This is a genomic window from candidate division WOR-3 bacterium, assembly GCA_039801905.1.
Classification (GTDB): Bacteria; Hydrothermota; Tepidihabitantia; order Tepidihabitantales; family JBDRVQ01; genus JBDRVQ01.
This window is the reverse complement of the sequence record JBDRVQ010000005.1, coordinates 13,020-29,701: the sequence shown is the minus strand read 5'-3', so window position 1 is coordinate 29,701 and position 16,682 is coordinate 13,020. Positions and strand designations below refer to the sequence as shown.

Genomic DNA, 16,682 nt, shown 5'->3' with positions numbered 1-16,682 from the left:
AATGGAAAATCAAGTTGACGGAGAAGGATATTTTCCTATAATTCGGTGATGCTTGATATAATTATTATTATCCTTTTCGCTACCGGTTTTTTTGTTGGTTTAAAAAGAGGCTTCTTAAAGACTATCGCCCCACCCTTGGGGATCGTCTTAGGAATTCTCGTCGGGAAAAAAGTTTACTCTCTTCTCTTTCCCTATCTGGGAGAGAAGGTGTTGATGAAGATTATTATTTGGGTCGTGGTGACCATCCTTGTTGCCTTTCTAGTGATAACCTTGGGCAAGATTCTGAGTAAGGTCTTCCAAGCCATCTTCTTGGGGTGGCTTGACTCCCTTTTAGGGGCTCTTTTCGGATTTATCGTCACTTTTTTCCTTTGTGGTTTCTTCCTCCAACTTTTGGTTCTTTTCTACCCCAAGACTAAACCGGCAATTGAAAATTCTGGTTTGGCGAGAAGAGTTTTAAACTTCTGGTTGATCGTTCCGCTACCGAAACCAAAGGAGATAGAAGAAAAAAAATCATCCCCTAAGCCAAAGGTGGTGGCACTTTTCCACCGAAAGGACACATCTCTTTTTGAGGAAGATGTTTTCTAAGGAAGGGAAGGTGATTAATCCCTTAGAAAAAGTTGGCAATGAAATTAAAGGTTACTTAAAAGCGCCCCTCTTAAAGAGGGTTTTGGAAGAGATTGGGAATTTATTAGAAGATAGAGAATACTATTTAGTTGGGGGGGCGATTCGGGATATTGTTCTAAAAAGAGCCCCTTTTGATTTTGACCTGGCGGTAGCCGGCAAAGGGATAGAACTCGCCTCTCACTTTGCCCAGCGCATTCGCGGAAAATTCGTTCTCCTCTCGGAAAAGGAAGATGAAGCCCGGGTGGTGAAGAAGGGCATTGACGGCAAGATTTTTACTTTTGATTTTAAAGGACTGGTGGGTGGGGAGATAGTTACCGACCTAAAGGATCGCGATTTTACCATTAACGCTATCGCCTTCGGACCCCTAAACGATTTAGAAAAGGCAAGAGTCCTTGACCCATTTGCCGGTCTTTCCGATATCAGAAAGAAAATAATTCGCCTGGTGAGTGAGGATGCTTTACGAAAGGACCCTTTAAGGATTCTGCGGGCAGTACGCTTTGCCTTAGAACTGAACTTTCGGATTGATAAAAATCTTTGGTCTTTCGGAAGAGAAATTTCTCTGGCGAGTATCGCCCGAGAGAGAATCGCCTATGAGGTTTTAAGGATTCTCGGGGCAAAGAATACCTATTCGTATATTCAAAAACTCCTCCTCCTTGGTCTGCTGCCTCAGATCTTTCCCTCCTTCGCCTTTTTCTTTCAGGATCAGGAGACCTTCCGCCATTCCCTACTTACCTATAAAAAGTTGGAATCAATTTTGAGTGATGAAAAAGATGAAATCGGAAGATTTTTTCGTCAGTTTCCGGAGTGGCAAGATTATATCAAAAGTCCGAATATTTTACCAATCCTCAAATTAGCCGCCCTCTTTCACGATTTAGCCAAGCCCCTCACCCGGCGGGAAGAGGAAGGAGAGGTCCACTTTTATGGACACGATGCCCTGGGGGCAAAACTCATTTTTGATTCCTTAAAAAAAGAACTCCGCCTCTCTAATGATATCTCCGAAAGGGTGAAGAGATTAACTTTATACCATATGCGATTGCATTTATTAGCAACGAGGTCCGAGGAGATTACTGAAAGGGCAATGCGCCGTTTTTTAAGGGATTTGGGAGAGGATGCCTTAGGTCTAATGGCTTTAACTTGTGCCGATGGCTATGCCACCGCCCGGAAGACAAAACATCTGGAAATAGCGATTGAGAGGATTATCAATTTTAAGCGGGAGGAGGATAAAAAGAAGAATATTAAGAGATTAGTTACCGGCTACGATTTGATTGACGTGGGTCTTAAACCGGGACCGATCTTTAAAAAGATTCTCGGCGAGATTGAAGAAATGACTTTGGAAGGGAAGATAAGGACGAAGGAAGAGGGATTGGAATATGTGAGAAAAAACTATCTACCGGTTTAGTTTCTCAATGTAGAGAGATTACCCGTAAGGTTTTCTTTTTCTCCCCTTTCTTACCAAATCTTAGAAAGTAAAGTCCAGAGGGGGTTTTCTTTACTGGGAAGAGATGCGTCCCGGCGCTGAGATAACCTTGATAAATTTTTCTCACCTCCCTCCCTTGGTAGTCGTAGAGGTTAATTTCGTAGTAACCTGAGGAGGAGACTGCAATCTTGATTGGCGGAGCAAAAATAGTGGTCTCTTTCTTGGAGAGGGTGGAGAAAGGTTTGCTCTCTTTTAGCCCGACTCCGGAGTGGTATTTAATCGTCAAGAAATCGTAATTATTAGCAAAGGAGGTTCCAGTGACAATTGGGTTCCCGTCACCATCACAAATCACATCTCCCCCCTCATCGTCGTCACCATTATCATAAGTGGCAAGCCAAAGGTTATTTCCCGCTGGGTCATAAGCCAGAGTTAGATAGTCGTAGAGGTAGTAGTCGCCCGAGAGGCCGGTGACAAAGATATTATTATTTTGATCGGTTGCCACACCAAAGGCTTCGTCATCAAGCGCATTGTCAAAATTGGTTGCCCAGAGGAGGTTCCCGTTCGGATCGTATTTGAGGATTAAATAATCGGCATTTATCGTATCGCCAACTATACCGCAGGCAATCACATTATTATTTTGGTCGGCTGCCACACCCACTAAATAGTTGTAGATATTTTCCCGATAGGTTCGGGTCCAGATGGTCTCGCCGGCAGGGGATATTTTAAAAATAAAACCGATAACCGAAGTCTCTTCCCAGGCTGTCCCGGCGGCTAAGATATTTCCTTCCCTGTCGGTAGCGAGCCGGTACACTAAATTAATAGGGGCGAAGTGGAAGGTCTTGGACCAGACCGTTTCGCCATCGGTATTGTATTTTTGAAACCAGAAATCAAGATTGAACTCTTCGGTCAGAACCCCACCCCCGGTATAAACATTACCCTCTTGGTCGGTTGTGATCCCAAAGCTGAGTCGGTCAATCTCTTGCTTCATCCAGCGTCTCTCGCCGGTGGAATCACATTTTATTGTCAAGGAATAGAAATATTGTTTATTTGATAAATTGATTTTCGGCCACCAGGGCTTGGCTTTCGGTCCTTTTGATTTCAATAGTGGGGAATAACCACTAACCAGGATATTCTTCTGATTGTCAAAAGCAACATCAATGGCGTAGTCATCAAAGCCGGTATCAAAACGCCTGGTCCACAATGTCTCTCCGGCTTGGTTATACTTAGCAACAAAGACATCACCTTGCTCACCATCCCAGATGTAACCAGCAATCGCAATCTCTTCTCCGAAAGAGGCGATACCGTTCGCTATCTCTTCCCACCCGGTATCTAAACGCCGAATCCAAATCGTATCCTGGGCAAAGAGCAGACCAAATAAAAAGGTTAAAATGAAAAGAGATTTTTTCATATCGCACCTCTCTTTATTATCCATCATAGATTTTTGGTTGTCAATAGACTTTTATCTGAGCCATTTACCGAAATTAAGTTCCCGATAAAACCTGATTGAGAATAAAGCAGACGGAAAGTCCGGAAAGGAGTTGAATAGCAGCAACTTTCAAAAGATTCTCCCACCCTAACTCTTTACCCATTACGAAGAAGGTAGAAAGGCAGGGCAGATAAAGGGTGAGGAAGATAGAGGCGATAACCAATTGCTTTAGGGTTAAATTGAGAGGGGCTAAAAGAGCAATGCTCACATCCTTCCTTAAAAAGCCGGTAGTGATAACGCCGATAGTTCTTTCTGGTAAGCCTAAAAGGTAAAGAAGGGGTTTTCCTAAGAATTTTCCGATAAGATCTATCACTCCGGAAATTTCTAATATGCTAATCAGAAAAACCCCACCCAAGATTAAAGGGACCGCTTCCTTTAAGAAACCCTTCAGGCGGAGCCAGGTCTTTTGCCAAAGAAGGGAAAATACCGGTCGGCGATAGGGGGGGATTTCTAAAAAGAGTTCTAAGGTTTCACCGCGGAAGATTTTACTCAAAAGGAAACTTACGATAAGGGAGAGGAAGAAGAGAAGGCCAAAGACTAAAAATAGATATTTCGTACCGTGGGGGGCGATTAAACTGACAATCATTGCGCTTTGGGGAAGGCAGGGTGCCATCATCATAAGCAAGGCGGTGGTAATTATCTTTTCTCTTTTTCTCTCTAAGAGGCGGGTGGCAAGAAGGGCCGGGACTTTGCAACCGAAACCTAAAATTATCGGGACGGAAGAGTAACCGTGCACACCGAGACGATGAAAAAATGTGTCAAGGAGGGTGGCTAAACGGGGAAGGTAGCCGATGTCTTCCAAAAGACTTAAAAGAAGATAGAAGACGAAGAGATAGGGGAAAACAATTACAAATGGAATATAAGGACCGGTCGTTAAAAGCCCCAAACCACTCAAAGGTTCCATCTTCTCACCGAGAAGAATCCTCACTAAGAATTTAGGGAGGGATGATTGATTAATAATTCTGGCCAAAAATGGGAGATAGAGTTTATTAAATATCGGGTCTAAGAGGTAGGTGGTTAAACTTTCCCCTCCCAGGCGTACGAAGAGAAAGACGAGATAGAGAATAATCAAGGCAAGGGGCAAGCCGGTCGCCGGTCTGATGGTTAGGTCGTTCAATTTCTCGGAGAAGGTATGGTGCCGATGGCTAACCTTTTGGACCTCGTCAATAATCCTTCCGATCTCCTGCCATTTCTCACCCATTAGGCATTTCCCTTTTTTCGCTTCTGGGATTTTCTCTTTCAGTTCTTTAATCCCTTCGCCGGTGATGGCGACAGTTGGTACTACCGGTACCCCCAGGATTGCTTCCAATTTTTGGAAGTCAATTTGAATCCCCAAATGCTTTGCCTCATCCCAAAGGTTTAGAGCGATGAGGAGAGGGAGGTTCCGACTTAAAAGTTGTAGGGTGAGAATGAGATTCCTTTCCAAATTGGTGGCATCAATCACCTGAATGATGGTGCAATCCTTCTCCCGGCTCGCTTCCTCTAACATTTTTACCGCTACCTCTTCGGCGGTATTGGTTGGTTCTAAGGTGTAGGCGCCGGGCACATCAATCACCTCTACCTTCTCACCATTAATTTCGGTATAACCTTTGGTAAATTCCACAGTTGTTCCCGGGTAGTTAGAAGTGATGACATAAGTACCAGTGAGCCGGGAAAAAATAACACTTTTCCCGACATTGGGATTACCCATTAGAAGTATCTTTTTCACTTTATCTCCACTATGATTTTCCTTGCCATTCCGCAACCAAGGGCAACTTGGGTATTGCCCACTTGAATGATTACCGGTCCACCCAACACCTGCTTAGAAATCTTTTTCACTTCCTTCCCTTTTCTTATGCCTAAGACTTCTAACCGCCTTAAAAAGCCACACCCGCCGAGAAGTTCCACAATTATCCCCTTTTCGTTTTCTTTCATTTGGGTTAAATCAATCCTTCTCATCTTTGGCACCTCCGGCAATAACCGTAAAGTTCCAATTTGTGGCGTAAGACCGCAAACTTATATCTTTTGGCTACTCTTTCCTGAAGTTTTTCAATGCGGGGGTCTTTAAACTCAAGAATCTCTCCGCATTTCAGGCAGACGAGGTGGTCGTGGTGTTCTGCTTGGTGGGCGGGTTCAAAGCGGATATTTTTTTCGTCAAAGCGTCTTTCGTAAGCCAAACCCCAGGCGGTAAGTAATTTTAGGGTGCGATAGACAGTAGAAAGACTAATTTTGGGATTTAGTTCTTTGACTCGCTGGTGGAGTTCCTCAACCGAATAGTGGCGGTCATCAAGCAAAAAGGAATTGATGATGAGATTTCGCTTGGTGGAATTCTTCTTCCCTTCCCTTTTCAAGAGATTTTCTAAGGAAGTTCCGCTTTCCTTCATTTTGAAATTGCATTTCATTTTCATAATGGTTATTATAAAGGAGTTTGAGAAAAGGTCAACCTCAAGGCGCTTCTCTATTGAGCCTTCACTTAGGCATTTAATTACGCTTTCCGTTTGCCCCGCAATTAAATTTCCGGTTAAATCTCCAATTAGACCCCCAATTAAATCTCCAATTTGATTTCTCATTACCCCCATTATTATCTCTCCTCTTATTTTCCCTTTTAGAATCTCATTTACCCCTCAGATTAGAATAGTTATTAGACCGCAGGTTAAACTTCTCATTAGGTCCCTGATACCATCCCCTGTATGCTTCCCCCAATTTTATAAAGGAATACCCCTCCTATTCTCTATAATTCTTATGACCTAACCCCCATTTTTGGATAATGGCTAACTCTTCAGTAATACCTCCCTAATTTTTCGCCTATTTGTAAATCTCTTTCCATACCTATCTCCTCCGGTAAGGTTAAGATTAACCGAGAGGTCGCATTCGGCTAAAATCACCTTCCTCTTCTCTATCTTCTTCATCGTCTCTCTCATATTTTTGGGGTCGGGGTTAGAACCCCATACCCCCTATATAATAATAACGGAAATACCCCCCAATTTCTGACACCAAAATTTCCCCCTTTTTTATAAGTCTTTGATTTTTCATAACTTATTTGGCTAGAGAGGACGTGGCCACCCCAAAAACTCAGCAAGCGTTATCTTCTCTAAAGATACCGTCCGCCTCACTCCCTCCTTTAATCACTTTGGATTGTAATTTTTTCCTTCTCTGCCAAAAATCCTTAACCATAAAAGCATTAAAATCAGGTAGGGGATAACCCGAAGCCGAAACTTTGGTATCAATTTGCTCAAAGGGTTTAATATCAAATTGGTAGTCCCTGCTTGGAGAAGCTTTTGGAGTATTCTTGGGCCTAAGTCCATAAAATGGTCATCGTCTGTTAACGCTTGCAATTTGCTATTGACAATTTCCATTTTTTTGGTAATTTTCATTCTTATATTATGCCTCTTTATTTTATAAAGAGAGAGGATTTCAATAATTGGATTATTCGCCTGAGCGAAAGCTCTTCCCTTTTCCTCCCGAGATATACAAATCGAGAGAAAGGGGAGACGCTCTTCTCTCTTTATGAAGGCTTCGGAATAGAGGAAGAGGTTTTTAAGGCGATTAGAAGTGTTAATCCCCTAAAAGAGTTTTTCTTCCTTCCCCAGGAAGAGGTTGCTTCTTATTTTGGAGAAAAGGGAATAAGCAAAGGGGGAAAAAATAGGATTTTAATCGGAGCTAAATCCTGTGATATTTTGCCCTTACGCGTTCATAAGAATATCTTCTTATTAAAGAACTTCTCCGACCCATTTTTCCAAAAAAGAATGGAAGAGACGATAATTCTCACTGCGGACTGTCCCACTCCGGAAAAGACCTGTTTCTGTAATTTAGTAAATTTGACCCCTCACGGCTCAAGGGAAGTTGATGGCAATCTTTCAATTCTGGAAGAGGGTTTAATCTTAGAGACCTTTACGGAAAAAGGGGAGGGTTTAGTGAAATATGGTAGTTTTGAACCAGCGCCAAATAGTTATTTAGAAAAAAGGGAGGAGTTGAGGAAGAAAGCGGAGGAGATTCTTTTTAGTATTAATTCCAACCCCCTGCCCAGCGACTTACCGAAAAGAATTGAGAAGAGAGAGAAGAGGGATTTTTGGGAGGAGAAGAAGAAAAGGTGTGTGGAATGTTTTGGTTGTCTCTTGGTCTGTCCCACTTGTTTTTGCTTTCTTCTTTATGACTTCCCAGTAGAGGATGGTTACAAACGGATGAAGGTTTGGGATACTTGTTATATGGCAAGTTACGCTCGGGTGGGAGGCGGTTTGAATGCCCGGCCATTATTTTTTCAGCGTTTCCGGAATCGCTTTCATTGTAAATTTATGAATACCTATTACGACTTCAATTTCTTCTCCTGTTCCGGGTGTGGGCGGTGTTATAAGGTCTGTCCGGCGAAGATTGATATCCGAGAGGTATTGTTATCAGTATGAATAACCCTTTTTTACCCAAGCCGGCGCGTCTCGTAGCGGTTAGAGAGGAGACGCCAAATATTAAAACCTTTGTTCTCAAGCCCGAAGAGGAGTTCTCTTTTGCCGCGGGCCAATTTGCTGCCCTTACCGTGCCTGGAGTGGGAGAGGCATTCTTTACTCCTTCCTCTTCCCCTTTTGTAAAAGAGGAGATTGAATTTACGATAATGAGGGTTGGGAGGGTAACAACTGCCCTTTTTGCGCGAAAGGAAGGGGAGGTACTTGGACTCCGTGGTCCTTTTGGTAAGCCTTACCCCTTAGAGAAATTTATTGAGAAAGAGGTCTTTTTAGTTGGGGGAGGAGTCGGTTTGGCACCGCTGCGGAGTCTATTTTTAGCCTTGGTGGCGGAGATTGAAAAGTATAAGAAGGTGTATTTGAGATATGGTGCCCGAACGCCAAAGGACTTGGTCTATAAGAAGGAATTGAAGGAATGGGCCGGCTATAAGAAGTGCGATCTTTTATTAACGGTTGATGTTGGAGATGCCACTTGGAAAGGGCGAGTTGGGGTGGTGACGACAATTTTGGATAAGATTCCCTGCGATGTGCGGAACTCGGTTTCCGTAGTTTGCGGACCACCGATTATGATGAAATTTGTGACGAAAAGGTTATTAGAAGTTGGGTTTTCGCCAAAAGATATCTACCTCTCAATGGAAAAGAATATGTCCTGTGCCATTGGGATGTGTGGCCATTGCCGTCTTGGTCGGTATTTTATCTGTCAGGATGGACCGGTTCTCACCTGGGAACAGGTGAAGGAGATTGAAGACCCATTCGTATGATAAAAGAAACGATATGTCCCTTATGCCCTTACGGTTGTAAGTTAGGGGTTGAGATAAAACCGGGCTTTTTCTCTAGAATTAATTATTCCGGTCCCCTTTGTGCCCGGGGAAATGCCTTCCCCCTCATTTTGTCTTCTCCTCAGAGGTTGTATTCACCTCGGTGGCAGGGGAAGGAGATTTCTTGGCCGGAGGCGTTGTTTGAGGCTATAAAATTATTGAAAAACTTTTCCCAAGAGAAGGTGGTGATTTGTTCTGATAGTTCTCTCACCTTAAAGGAAAGGGAAGCGGTGAAGGAATTGGCGAGTGTTTTAGGCACAAAAGAATTATTCCATTTCAATTTAGAGAACTTTACTAACTATTTGGTGGAAGGGGTAAAAATTGCTTCCCGGGAGCATCTTTTAGGAAGCGAAGTGATTTTGGTGATTGGGGATTTATTTTCCCGATTTCCCCTTTTCGCTCAGTTAGTCCTCAATGGGAAATATGAGAAAAAGACCAAGATTTTCGTTCTTGACCATTACCCGAATCGGATAGCAGGTTTCGCCGACGAATTTCTCCTCTCTCCACCCGGGAAGGAGGTTTCCCTCTTAAGGGAGGGAAAAGAGAAGATATTTTCTCTCTTTGCTCAGGCGAAAACTGGAGTTTTGATTTTGGATGCTCCACCCGGAAAATTCTTTGATCCGATTGGTTTACATTTCGCCAGCCAACTTTTCCTTTTGCGGATCGGGGGGGAGAAATATTTCCTCCCGGTCTCCCAAATGGTCGGAGGTGAGAAAACGAAGCGAAGTGGTGAGGTCTGGGAGAAGATGAAGGAAGGGGATAACTCTCTCTTTCTTTTCTTTGGTGAAGAGCCGCCAATTATTTTTCCAAAGAACAGGTACGCCATCTATTTCACCCCCTGGCGCCTTAATTTTGATGAGGGTAATTCCCTTCTCCTACCCATACCCCATCTTATAGAAAAGGAAGGGGAGATTTTAACCTTTTGGGGTAAATTCTTTAAGCCTGGACTGCCTCCTTATTCTGGGACAAAAGGGATAGAAGAGGTTATTGGGGAGATAAAAAAGAATTTTGGGGAGGCTTGGGAAAGGATAGAGGAGAGAAAGACAGTGGTGACTAAGAAGGAGGCGGAGGGCTTCTTAGAAGGTGGTTTCTCACCCAGTGGGGAAAATGGAGAACTCTGGTTATTGAATGACGAAAAGGCAATTGAGTATAGAGGCTTCTTTGATAAAGGGGAAGAGATAAAGATTTCGCCAGAAGACGCAGTAAAGATGGGGATAAAAGAAAAGGATTGGGTTTTGGTAGGAGAGGAAAAGGTTAGATTACAGGTTAAAATAAAAGAAGGTATTTTCCCGGGTTTTGCTTATGTCTCTTTGGCTAATTTTAAGGTGAGGAGACTTTTTGAAATGATTATTGACAGGCGGTTGAGAGAGATTATACTGAGACCTACTTTGGCTAAGATATGGAAAGAAAAATAATTCTTGATTTAGACTTATGTATTGGTTGTCGCTCTTGCGAGTCTGCCTGTGCCGCACGTTTCTGGGATGAAAGGCGGATCCGTCATTCCGAAGTAGGAATTCCGATGAAGGAAGCATTTCTCCCTTCCCCCTGTCGGCAGTGCGAAGAAGCCCTGTGCCAGAAGGCATGCCCTTTCGGGGTGATAAGAAGGGATGAAGAGAAGGGAGTTATCTTCCAGAGTAGTTTTGAATGTGTTGGTTGTTCTTCGTGTATATTGGCTTGTCCTTTTGGGGTAATGGAAGAGAGACTTTTGCGACATATTTCCCCCAAGTGCGATTGGTGCCGGGACCGACCGGATGGTCCGCGCTGTGTGGCAACCTGTCCGACGGGAGCGTTGCGTTTTCTGACCGAAGAAGAGATTACCAAAGAAAAGGTTGGGGTGCGGTTTAGTGCCCGTTCTCCTTATTGGCGGCGGGTATGATATTGAAGGCTTTATTTAACTTCTTAATCTTCCCTGGTTTTCTCTTTATGGTTCTCTTCGGACTTTTTCTCACTTGGATTGACCGAAAAGTAACCGCCCGGATCCAGTGGCGAAAAGGACCTCCTATTTATCAACCCTATGCCGATGCCTTAAAACTTTTATTAAAAGAGACCTTAGTACCGAATGGCGCGCCAAAGTTTCTATTTCTTTTCAGTCCTCTTTTGGGTTTAGTCGGGGTGATAATTGCCGGTGTTATCTTATTGAGTAGTCAATTCTCCTTTACCGGCGATTTAATCGTCATTATCTATCTCTTTGCCTTACCGCCAATTGCCATCATCATCGGAGGGAGTTCTTCCAAAAATCCACTTTCGGCAGTTGGCGCCTCAAGAGAGATGACCTTATATTTCGGTTATGAGTTGCCTTTCCTTTTGGCGCTTTTAGTTCCAGTGATAAAATCAGGGAGCATCAAAATTTCTCAGATTCTTCTCTACCAGGAGAATTTTGGTCCGATTCTCTATTCCCTCTCGGGAGTGTTAGCTTTTATCATCGCCCTCTTTTCCGTTCAGGCAAAGTTAGGGTTTGTCCCCTTTGACATCCCCGAGGCGGAGCAAGAGATTATGGCTGGTCCGCTCTTGGAGTATTCCGGGGTATCACTTTTATTTTTTAAGTTGATGCGGGCCGCACTCCTTTTCCTCCTACCAATTTTTCTTATTATTCTCTTCTGGGGCGGAATAAAGACTCCCTGGGTGATTTTGAAGTTTTTATTTATTCTCGTTTTATTAATTCTTCTAAAAAATACCAACCCCCGATTACGGATTGACCAGGCATTGAAATTCTTTTGGATTATTTTAGGTCTTTTAGGAGTGGTAGCAGTGATTTTAGCATTTAACAGATTATGAAGGATTTAAGAGTTTGGGGATTGAAGAAATCGCCTTGGGTTTTCCATGTGGCAGCGGCCTCTTGCAATAACTGTGATATTGAAATCCTTGATGTTTTAACTCCCCGTTTTGATGTGGAAAGGTTTGGGATAGTTTTAGTCGGTTCTCCGCGGCACGCTGATGCCCTTTTAGTTACTGGGGTATTAAATCGGAAGAGTCTGCCGAGGGTATTGCGGGTTTACGAGCAGACACCAAAGCCCTGCCTGGTGATTGCGGTAGGAACCTGCGCCTGCGATTGCCATATGTTTAAGGACTCTTATAATGTGGTTGGACCTTATGACCGGCACCTACCGGTTGATGTCTATATTCCGGGTTGTCCGCCCAAACCCGAAGCGATCATTGCTGGGGTGGTTAAAGCATTAAGTAAATTATGAGAGAATTAGAGAGAGAGATAAGAGAGAGATTTCCCGAGGTAGAAATCTTCCAACATTCTCCCCGGCGCTTTTATATCACAATTGGGAAAGAAAAAATTAGAGAAATAGCCCAATTTTTATTTAAGGAGAGAGGTTTAAGGTTATCAATCATCACCGGGATTGATAGCCGAGATGGGATTGAGATTCTTTATCACTTTTCAGAAGATAAGACCGGTACTTACTGGACAGTGAAGGTTTTTCTTGATAAGGCAAAGCCAAAGGTTGATACCATCTCGGATATTACTAAGGCCGCTTCTTGGATTGAGCGGGAGATTTGGGAACTATTGGGGGTTGAGTTTATTGGTCATCCCAATCTCGTTCCTCTTTTAACGGCGGAGGATTGGCCAAAGGATAAGTTTCCTTTGAGAAGGGATTATGAATAATCGGAGAATAATTCCCATCGGACCTTATCATCCCTTGCAAGAGGAACCGGAATTTTTTAAGTTGATTGTGGAGGGGGAGAAGGTTGTTGCCTTGGAGATAAATATTGGCTACAATCACCGGGGGCATGAGTTTCTATCGCAAAAAATGACCTACGAGCAGATTCCTTATTTAGTAGAAAGAATTTGTGGTATCTGTTCCAATTCCCATCCTCTGGCTTTCGTCCAGGCGGTTGAAGATGCGGGAAAGATTGAAGTGCCGGAGAGGGCGAAATATATCCGGACAATCAATCACGAGTTGGAAAGGATTCATTCCCATCTCCTCTGGCTTGGTTTGGCGGGACATTTCATTGGTTACAATACGGTCTGGATGTGGGCTTGGAAATATCGGGAGTTGGTTTTAGATATCTTTGAGATGATTACCGGAAACCGGAATCATTACGCGATGAATAAGGTTGGTGGGGTCCGTTGGGATATTAAAGATGAACACATCCTAGTTATGGAGAAGAGCTTAAACGAAGTGGAGAAGGCAGTTGGGATGTTTACCAAGGCGATCTTAGATGACCCGGTAATTCGGGCGCGTTTGGAAGGAGTTGGGGTTTTACCCAAAGAGGTGGCGATTGATTACGGAGTAGTTGGACCAACCGCTCGGGCTTCAGGTTTGGCAATTGACGTTCGTAAAGATGACCCTCACGCTGCTTATGACCGAGTTGCCTGGGATATTGTCGTTTTTGAAGAGGGGGATGTTTTAGCCAAGGCGAAGGTGAGGCTTTTGGAATGTTTTGAGTCAATAAAAATAATTAGGGGATGCTTAAAGGATTTACCCAAAGGAGAGATTGAAACTAAGATTGATGAGATACCACCCGGAGAAGGGATTGGTAGAACCGAAGCCCCGCGCGGCGAGGTTTTCCATTATGTACGAACATCCGGGGGCAATTTTCCTTTAAGACATAAGATACGGGCGCCGAGTTATATGAATATCGCCTCTAATGAATACGCCTGTGTTGGTTATTCCATTGCCGATGCCGCTCTTACCTTAGCCGCGGTTGATCCTTGTTATTGTTGCACCGAGAGGCTGGTGGTTTTTGAAGATGGTAAGAAGAGATTTTCTTATGATGATATATTAAGAATGAGTTGGGAGAAGACCGAAAAATTAAAGGCGAGAATGAGAAGATGAGCGATTACTTTAATTTCTCTTCTTTTGGCACTACTCCTTTTATCTTCTCTCGGCTCGGGTTTTTCTTTTCTTTAATTTTTCTTTTCATTGGTTTATTTTCTATCTTTTATGCCTTAGGGCAAAGAGAAAAAAGGGAGAGGAAAGTTATCTGGTGGATTTTGATTATGACCCTTTGCGGAATGGGGGTTGCTTTTGGTAATAACCTCCTTTACCTTTTTATCTTCTGGGAGTTGTCAACGGTGGCGGTCTGGCAATTGATTGCCTTTTATCGGGATAAGGAGAGCCTAGAAGCGGCGGAATTAGCCTTTTTAATTAACTTTGCCGCAAGCACTTTGATGTTGGTAGGTATCGGCTTAGTTTATTTGGCGAACGGCAATTTTGATTTGAGTCTTTTCGTCGGAAAGAATATAGGATTATTACCTGGGATTTTAATTTTGAGTGGCATCTTAGCGAAATCAGCGATTTTCCCTTTTTACCTTTGGCTACCTTCTGCCTATCAAAAATCGCCGATTTCTTCGATCGCCTCTTTAGCGGGGATCGGAGAAAGTATTGGATTACTTGTTTTCTTAAAAGTTTTTGTCCTAACCTTTAGACTACCGAGTGATTTTTATACTTATGGGGCAGGGTTAGGTATTGCTTCTTCGATTCTGGCTGGAGGTATTGCTTTGCGGGTGAAAGGGACCCGGGCCATTCTTGCCTTTTCGACGATTTCTCAGTTAGCCTTTATTCTCTTTGGCTTTTCGCTTCTCACCTTTTATGGAGTGATGGGTGGCATCCTTCACATTCTCGCCCATTCCTTAGCCAAACCAGGGCTTTTCTTTTTGACCGGAATTTGGGAGGAAGAAAATGACAGAAATGGGAACCGGCGCGAGGCTTTGCCTTTTTCTTTCCTCACCCTTTCTTTAATTGGTTTGCCTCCTTTTCTTGGTTTCTTTTCCAAGTTGGGTATTATCTTAGGAGGGGTAGAGAGGCATTTCCTCTTTGGAGTTTTTGGTGTCGTTTCCGCTCTTTTTACCCTATTATATTTTCTTCGCCTTTATCAGATGATTTTCCCCGGAGATCCGGCAGTGTTTGGCCGGAATAAAGAAACAAAAGGCGGACTCTGGGCAATTTCCTTACTCTTTGCTTTCCTTTCCCTCATTCTCGGTTTAGGATTTCTTTTCCTGGTTAATTATTTACGACCGGAGGTGAAAATATGAATCCACTCCTTTTGGTCGTAATCATACCAATTTTAATGGCTTTTTTGGGTCTAATTATTGGTCGGTTAAGAAACGAGTTGAATTTTTTAGGCGGGCTTTTAACTCTCTATTATTCTTTCCGAATTTTCCTTATTCAGAAGGGAAGAATTTTGGAATATCCCTTAGGGAATGTTTCCGGGATTGAATTTAAGTTACAGGTAGATAATTTATCCGGTTTTATTTTACTTTTTGCTTCCCTCTTTGGCTTCCTTATTATCGTTTATTCCTTACGCTACTGTCGGCGGATGGAATTGTTGAATTTGCGTTCTTATTATTTCTATCTTTTATTGACGGTGGGGGGTGCGAATGGAGTTCTTTTGAGTAACAATCTCTTCCTCTTATTAATCTTCTGGGGTTTTCTTCTGGCGGTTTTGTATGGGTTATTTTTGATCGGTAAGAATGACCCATCTTATGCCTGGCGCAAAACCTTAACGATAATTGGCACCTCTGATTTCCTTTTACTTTTAGGAATTATCCTTTTATTCATTCGTTTCGGGAATGTGGGGATAATTCCAAAATCCCCTTTAAGTTTGAGTGACACCTATTTATTAGCCACCTTTATTTTAATTACCATTGGTGCCTTAGCAAAAGCGGGGGCGATGCCTCTCCATTCTTGGATTCCCGAGGCGGCAAAGGTATTGCCCGCATCGGTGATGGCTTTAATCCCTGCCTCTTTGGATAAACTTTTAGGAATTTACCTTTTAGCCCGAGTTTCAATTTATATTTTTGATATAAGAACAAACATGGTATTAAGGAACTTCTTAATGATAATTGGGGCGGTTACGGTTTTAGCAGCAGTGATGATGGCAATTATCCAGAAGGAAGCGATGCGTCTTTTATCTTTTCATGCAGTCTCCCAGGTGGGTTATATGGTTTTAGGGATTGGCACCGGGATTCCGGTTGGGATCGCCGGGGGAATTTTCCATATGCTCAATAATGCCCTTTATAAATCCGGTCTTTTTCTCACTTCTGGTTCGGTAGAATCTTGGACCAAGGATACCAAGTTGGATAATTTAGGTGGTTTAGCCACTAAGATGCCTATCACCTTTTTTTCTTTTTTGGTTTGTGCCTTAGCCATCTCCGGGGTTCCCCCTTTAAATGGTTTCTTCTCTAAGTGGTTAATTTACCAAGGAATTTTAGAATTGGGAAGGGAGGGAAATAGATTATTTGTCATTTATCTAATCGCGGCGATGATTGGCAGTGTCCTCACCTTAGCCTCTTTTTTGAAATTGACCCACGCCCTTTTCTTAGGAGAAAGACCAAAGGGGTTGGAAAAAATTAGAGAGGTAGGCTTTTCTATGTGGCTACCCGGGGCAATAATTGCCCTTCTTTGTCTCCTTTTTGGAATTTTTGCTTATTTAATTCCGATCAGACACTTTATCAATCCTTCTCTCCCTTATCCCGTCGTTACGATTGGCCGCTATCAACCAATTCTGGCAACGATTTTGATTCTGATTGGTTTACTGGTTGGTTTCACTATTTATCGCTTATTAGTATTCAGTAAGAAGACGAAGGTGGGAGAGGTCTTTCTCGGTGGTGAGAGGCTCCTCATCGAAGAGAGGAGACTGACCGGGGTTCATTTTTATAGTTCCTTAAAGGATTTGCCAATTTTAGAGAAATTGTATCAATTTGGTGAAGGTGGGGCTTTTGACTTCTTTAACTATCTGGTTGGGATAATGCAGACGCTGGGCTTGGTCTTTCAGAAGATATTCCATCGGCTATTAGAGGAGTTCTATCGTTTCCTTGCTCAGATTGTCAACTTTTTCAGTGTGGGAATTTCGCAGATTCAGAATGGTTTTCTTCCTTTTTATTTGGCTTGGATGGTGATTGGCGCGCTTCTGCTTTTTTTATTTTTGATTCGGTAAAATGTTGACATTTTTAATTT

17 protein-coding genes are annotated in these 16,682 nt (G+C 43.0%); 12 read left to right on the top strand and 5 right to left on the bottom strand.

Annotated elements, in window-relative coordinates; translation table 11 throughout:
- Positions 1 to 48 precede the first annotated feature (48 nt).
- On the top strand, positions 49 to 585 hold the full coding sequence (locus ABIL00_01810; GenBank protein ID MEO0109505.1) for a CvpA family protein: 537 nt from the start codon (positions 49 to 51) through the stop codon (positions 583 to 585).
- On the top strand, positions 575 to 2,023 hold the full coding sequence (locus ABIL00_01805) for an HD domain-containing protein (protein ID MEO0109504.1): 1,449 nt from the start codon (positions 575 to 577) through the stop codon (positions 2,021 to 2,023). The genes ABIL00_01810 and ABIL00_01805 overlap by 11 nt, the downstream gene beginning before the upstream one ends.
- A gap of 4 nt (positions 2,024 to 2,027) precedes the next feature.
- Here the strand turns inward: ABIL00_01805 and ABIL00_01800 are convergent, their stop codons facing one another.
- The 5 genes from ABIL00_01800 to ABIL00_01780 all read right to left on the bottom strand — a co-directional run bounded on the left by ABIL00_01800 (position 2,028) and on the right by ABIL00_01780 (position 6,427).
- Positions 2,028 to 3,449 carry a hypothetical protein gene (locus tag ABIL00_01800; protein MEO0109503.1) on the bottom strand — a complete coding sequence of 474 codons (1,422 nt, stop codon included), beginning with the start codon at positions 3,447 to 3,449 and terminating at the stop codon, positions 2,028 to 2,030.
- Positions 3,450 to 3,522: 73 nt separating this feature from the next.
- On the bottom strand, positions 3,523 to 5,235 hold the full coding sequence (locus ABIL00_01795; protein ID MEO0109502.1) for a ferrous iron transporter B: 1,713 nt from the start codon (positions 5,233 to 5,235) through the stop codon (positions 3,523 to 3,525).
- Positions 5,232 to 5,465: a FeoA family protein gene (locus ABIL00_01790; GenBank protein MEO0109501.1), complete on the bottom strand. Its 234-nt coding sequence runs from the start codon at positions 5,463 to 5,465 to the stop codon at positions 5,232 to 5,234. Before ABIL00_01790 ends, ABIL00_01795 begins: the two co-directional genes overlap by 4 nt.
- The gene (locus ABIL00_01785) at positions 5,462 to 5,890 is read right to left on the bottom strand and encodes a transcriptional repressor (GenBank protein MEO0109500.1); all 429 of its coding nucleotides are present in this window, start codon (positions 5,888 to 5,890) and stop codon (positions 5,462 to 5,464) included. Before ABIL00_01785 ends, ABIL00_01790 begins: the two co-directional genes overlap by 4 nt.
- Before the next feature lie 387 nt (positions 5,891 to 6,277).
- Positions 6,278 to 6,427: a hypothetical protein gene (locus ABIL00_01780; protein MEO0109499.1), complete on the bottom strand. Its 150-nt coding sequence runs from the start codon at positions 6,425 to 6,427 to the stop codon at positions 6,278 to 6,280.
- A 462-nt stretch (positions 6,428 to 6,889) separates the two neighbouring features.
- Here ABIL00_01780 and ABIL00_01775 point away from each other — a divergent pair, with 462 nt between their 5' ends.
- The 10 genes from ABIL00_01775 to ABIL00_01730 are packed head-to-tail and all read left to right on the top strand — an operon-like array spanning position 6,890 to position 16,662.
- On the top strand, positions 6,890 to 7,906 hold the full coding sequence (locus ABIL00_01775; protein MEO0109498.1) for a 4Fe-4S dicluster domain-containing protein: 1,017 nt from the start codon (positions 6,890 to 6,892) through the stop codon (positions 7,904 to 7,906).
- Complete coding sequence (locus tag ABIL00_01770; GenBank protein MEO0109497.1) at positions 7,903 to 8,718, top strand: FAD/NAD(P)-binding protein; 816 nt, start codon at positions 7,903 to 7,905, stop codon at positions 8,716 to 8,718. Before ABIL00_01775 ends, ABIL00_01770 begins: the two co-directional genes overlap by 4 nt.
- Complete coding sequence (locus ABIL00_01765) at positions 8,715 to 10,190, top strand: hypothetical protein (GenBank protein ID MEO0109496.1); 1,476 nt, start codon at positions 8,715 to 8,717, stop codon at positions 10,188 to 10,190. Before ABIL00_01770 ends, ABIL00_01765 begins: the two co-directional genes overlap by 4 nt.
- Positions 10,175 to 10,651 (top strand): 4Fe-4S dicluster domain-containing protein, encoded by a 477-nt coding sequence (locus tag ABIL00_01760; GenBank protein ID MEO0109495.1) that lies wholly within the window; start codon positions 10,175 to 10,177, stop codon positions 10,649 to 10,651. Before ABIL00_01765 ends, ABIL00_01760 begins: the two co-directional genes overlap by 16 nt.
- Complete coding sequence (locus ABIL00_01755) at positions 10,648 to 11,550, top strand: complex I subunit 1 family protein (protein MEO0109494.1); 903 nt, start codon at positions 10,648 to 10,650, stop codon at positions 11,548 to 11,550. Before ABIL00_01760 ends, ABIL00_01755 begins: the two co-directional genes overlap by 4 nt.
- A complete protein-coding gene (locus tag ABIL00_01750; GenBank protein MEO0109493.1) occupies positions 11,547 to 11,963 on the top strand; it encodes an NADH-quinone oxidoreductase subunit B family protein in 417 nt (138 codons plus the stop codon). Before ABIL00_01755 ends, ABIL00_01750 begins: the two co-directional genes overlap by 4 nt.
- Positions 11,960 to 12,385, top strand: coding sequence for an NADH-quinone oxidoreductase subunit C (locus tag ABIL00_01745; GenBank protein ID MEO0109492.1), 426 nt, complete (start codon positions 11,960 to 11,962; stop codon positions 12,383 to 12,385). Before ABIL00_01750 ends, ABIL00_01745 begins: the two co-directional genes overlap by 4 nt.
- On the top strand, positions 12,378 to 13,559 hold the full coding sequence (locus tag ABIL00_01740; GenBank protein MEO0109491.1) for a nickel-dependent hydrogenase large subunit: 1,182 nt from the start codon (positions 12,378 to 12,380) through the stop codon (positions 13,557 to 13,559). Before ABIL00_01745 ends, ABIL00_01740 begins: the two co-directional genes overlap by 8 nt.
- Positions 13,556 to 14,758 (top strand): proton-conducting transporter membrane subunit, encoded by a 1,203-nt coding sequence (locus tag ABIL00_01735; protein MEO0109490.1) that lies wholly within the window; start codon positions 13,556 to 13,558, stop codon positions 14,756 to 14,758. The genes ABIL00_01740 and ABIL00_01735 overlap by 4 nt, the downstream gene beginning before the upstream one ends.
- Positions 14,755 to 16,662 carry a proton-conducting transporter membrane subunit gene (locus ABIL00_01730; protein ID MEO0109489.1) on the top strand — a complete coding sequence of 636 codons (1,908 nt, stop codon included), beginning with the start codon at positions 14,755 to 14,757 and terminating at the stop codon, positions 16,660 to 16,662. Before ABIL00_01735 ends, ABIL00_01730 begins: the two co-directional genes overlap by 4 nt.
- The last annotated feature ends 20 nt before the right edge of the window (positions 16,663 to 16,682 follow it).

Bases quoted from the DNA above. Each gene is read 5' to 3' on its own strand.
- ABIL00_01790 (MEO0109501.1), bottom strand. From the start codon at position 5,465: ATGAGAAGGATTGATTTAACCCAAATGAAAGAAAACGAAAAGGGGATA.
- ABIL00_01770 (MEO0109497.1), top strand. From the start codon at position 7,903: ATGAATAACCCTTTTTTACCCAAGCCGGCGCGTCTCGTAGCGGTTAGA.
- ABIL00_01800 (MEO0109503.1), bottom strand. From the start codon at position 3,449: ATGAAAAAATCTCTTTTCATTTTAACCTTTTTATTTGGTCTGCTCTTT.
- ABIL00_01780 (MEO0109499.1), bottom strand. From the start codon at position 6,427: ATGAGAGAGACGATGAAGAAGATAGAGAAGAGGAAGGTGATTTTAGCC.
- ABIL00_01755 (MEO0109494.1), top strand. From the start codon at position 10,648: ATGATATTGAAGGCTTTATTTAACTTCTTAATCTTCCCTGGTTTTCTC.
- ABIL00_01735 (MEO0109490.1), top strand. From the start codon at position 13,556: ATGAGCGATTACTTTAATTTCTCTTCTTTTGGCACTACTCCTTTTATC.
- ABIL00_01730 (MEO0109489.1), top strand. From the start codon at position 14,755: ATGAATCCACTCCTTTTGGTCGTAATCATACCAATTTTAATGGCTTTT.
- ABIL00_01810 (MEO0109505.1), top strand. From the start codon at position 49: ATGCTTGATATAATTATTATTATCCTTTTCGCTACCGGTTTTTTTGTT.
- ABIL00_01785 (MEO0109500.1), bottom strand. From the start codon at position 5,890: ATGAAGGAAAGCGGAACTTCCTTAGAAAATCTCTTGAAAAGGGAAGGG.
- ABIL00_01740 (MEO0109491.1), top strand. From the start codon at position 12,378: ATGAATAATCGGAGAATAATTCCCATCGGACCTTATCATCCCTTGCAA.
- ABIL00_01765 (MEO0109496.1), top strand. From the start codon at position 8,715: ATGATAAAAGAAACGATATGTCCCTTATGCCCTTACGGTTGTAAGTTA.
- ABIL00_01775 (MEO0109498.1), top strand. From the start codon at position 6,890: ATGCCTCTTTATTTTATAAAGAGAGAGGATTTCAATAATTGGATTATT.
- ABIL00_01805 (MEO0109504.1), top strand. From the start codon at position 575: ATGTTTTCTAAGGAAGGGAAGGTGATTAATCCCTTAGAAAAAGTTGGC.
- ABIL00_01745 (MEO0109492.1), top strand. From the start codon at position 11,960: ATGAGAGAATTAGAGAGAGAGATAAGAGAGAGATTTCCCGAGGTAGAA.
- ABIL00_01750 (MEO0109493.1), top strand. From the start codon at position 11,547: ATGAAGGATTTAAGAGTTTGGGGATTGAAGAAATCGCCTTGGGTTTTC.
- ABIL00_01760 (MEO0109495.1), top strand. From the start codon at position 10,175: ATGGAAAGAAAAATAATTCTTGATTTAGACTTATGTATTGGTTGTCGC.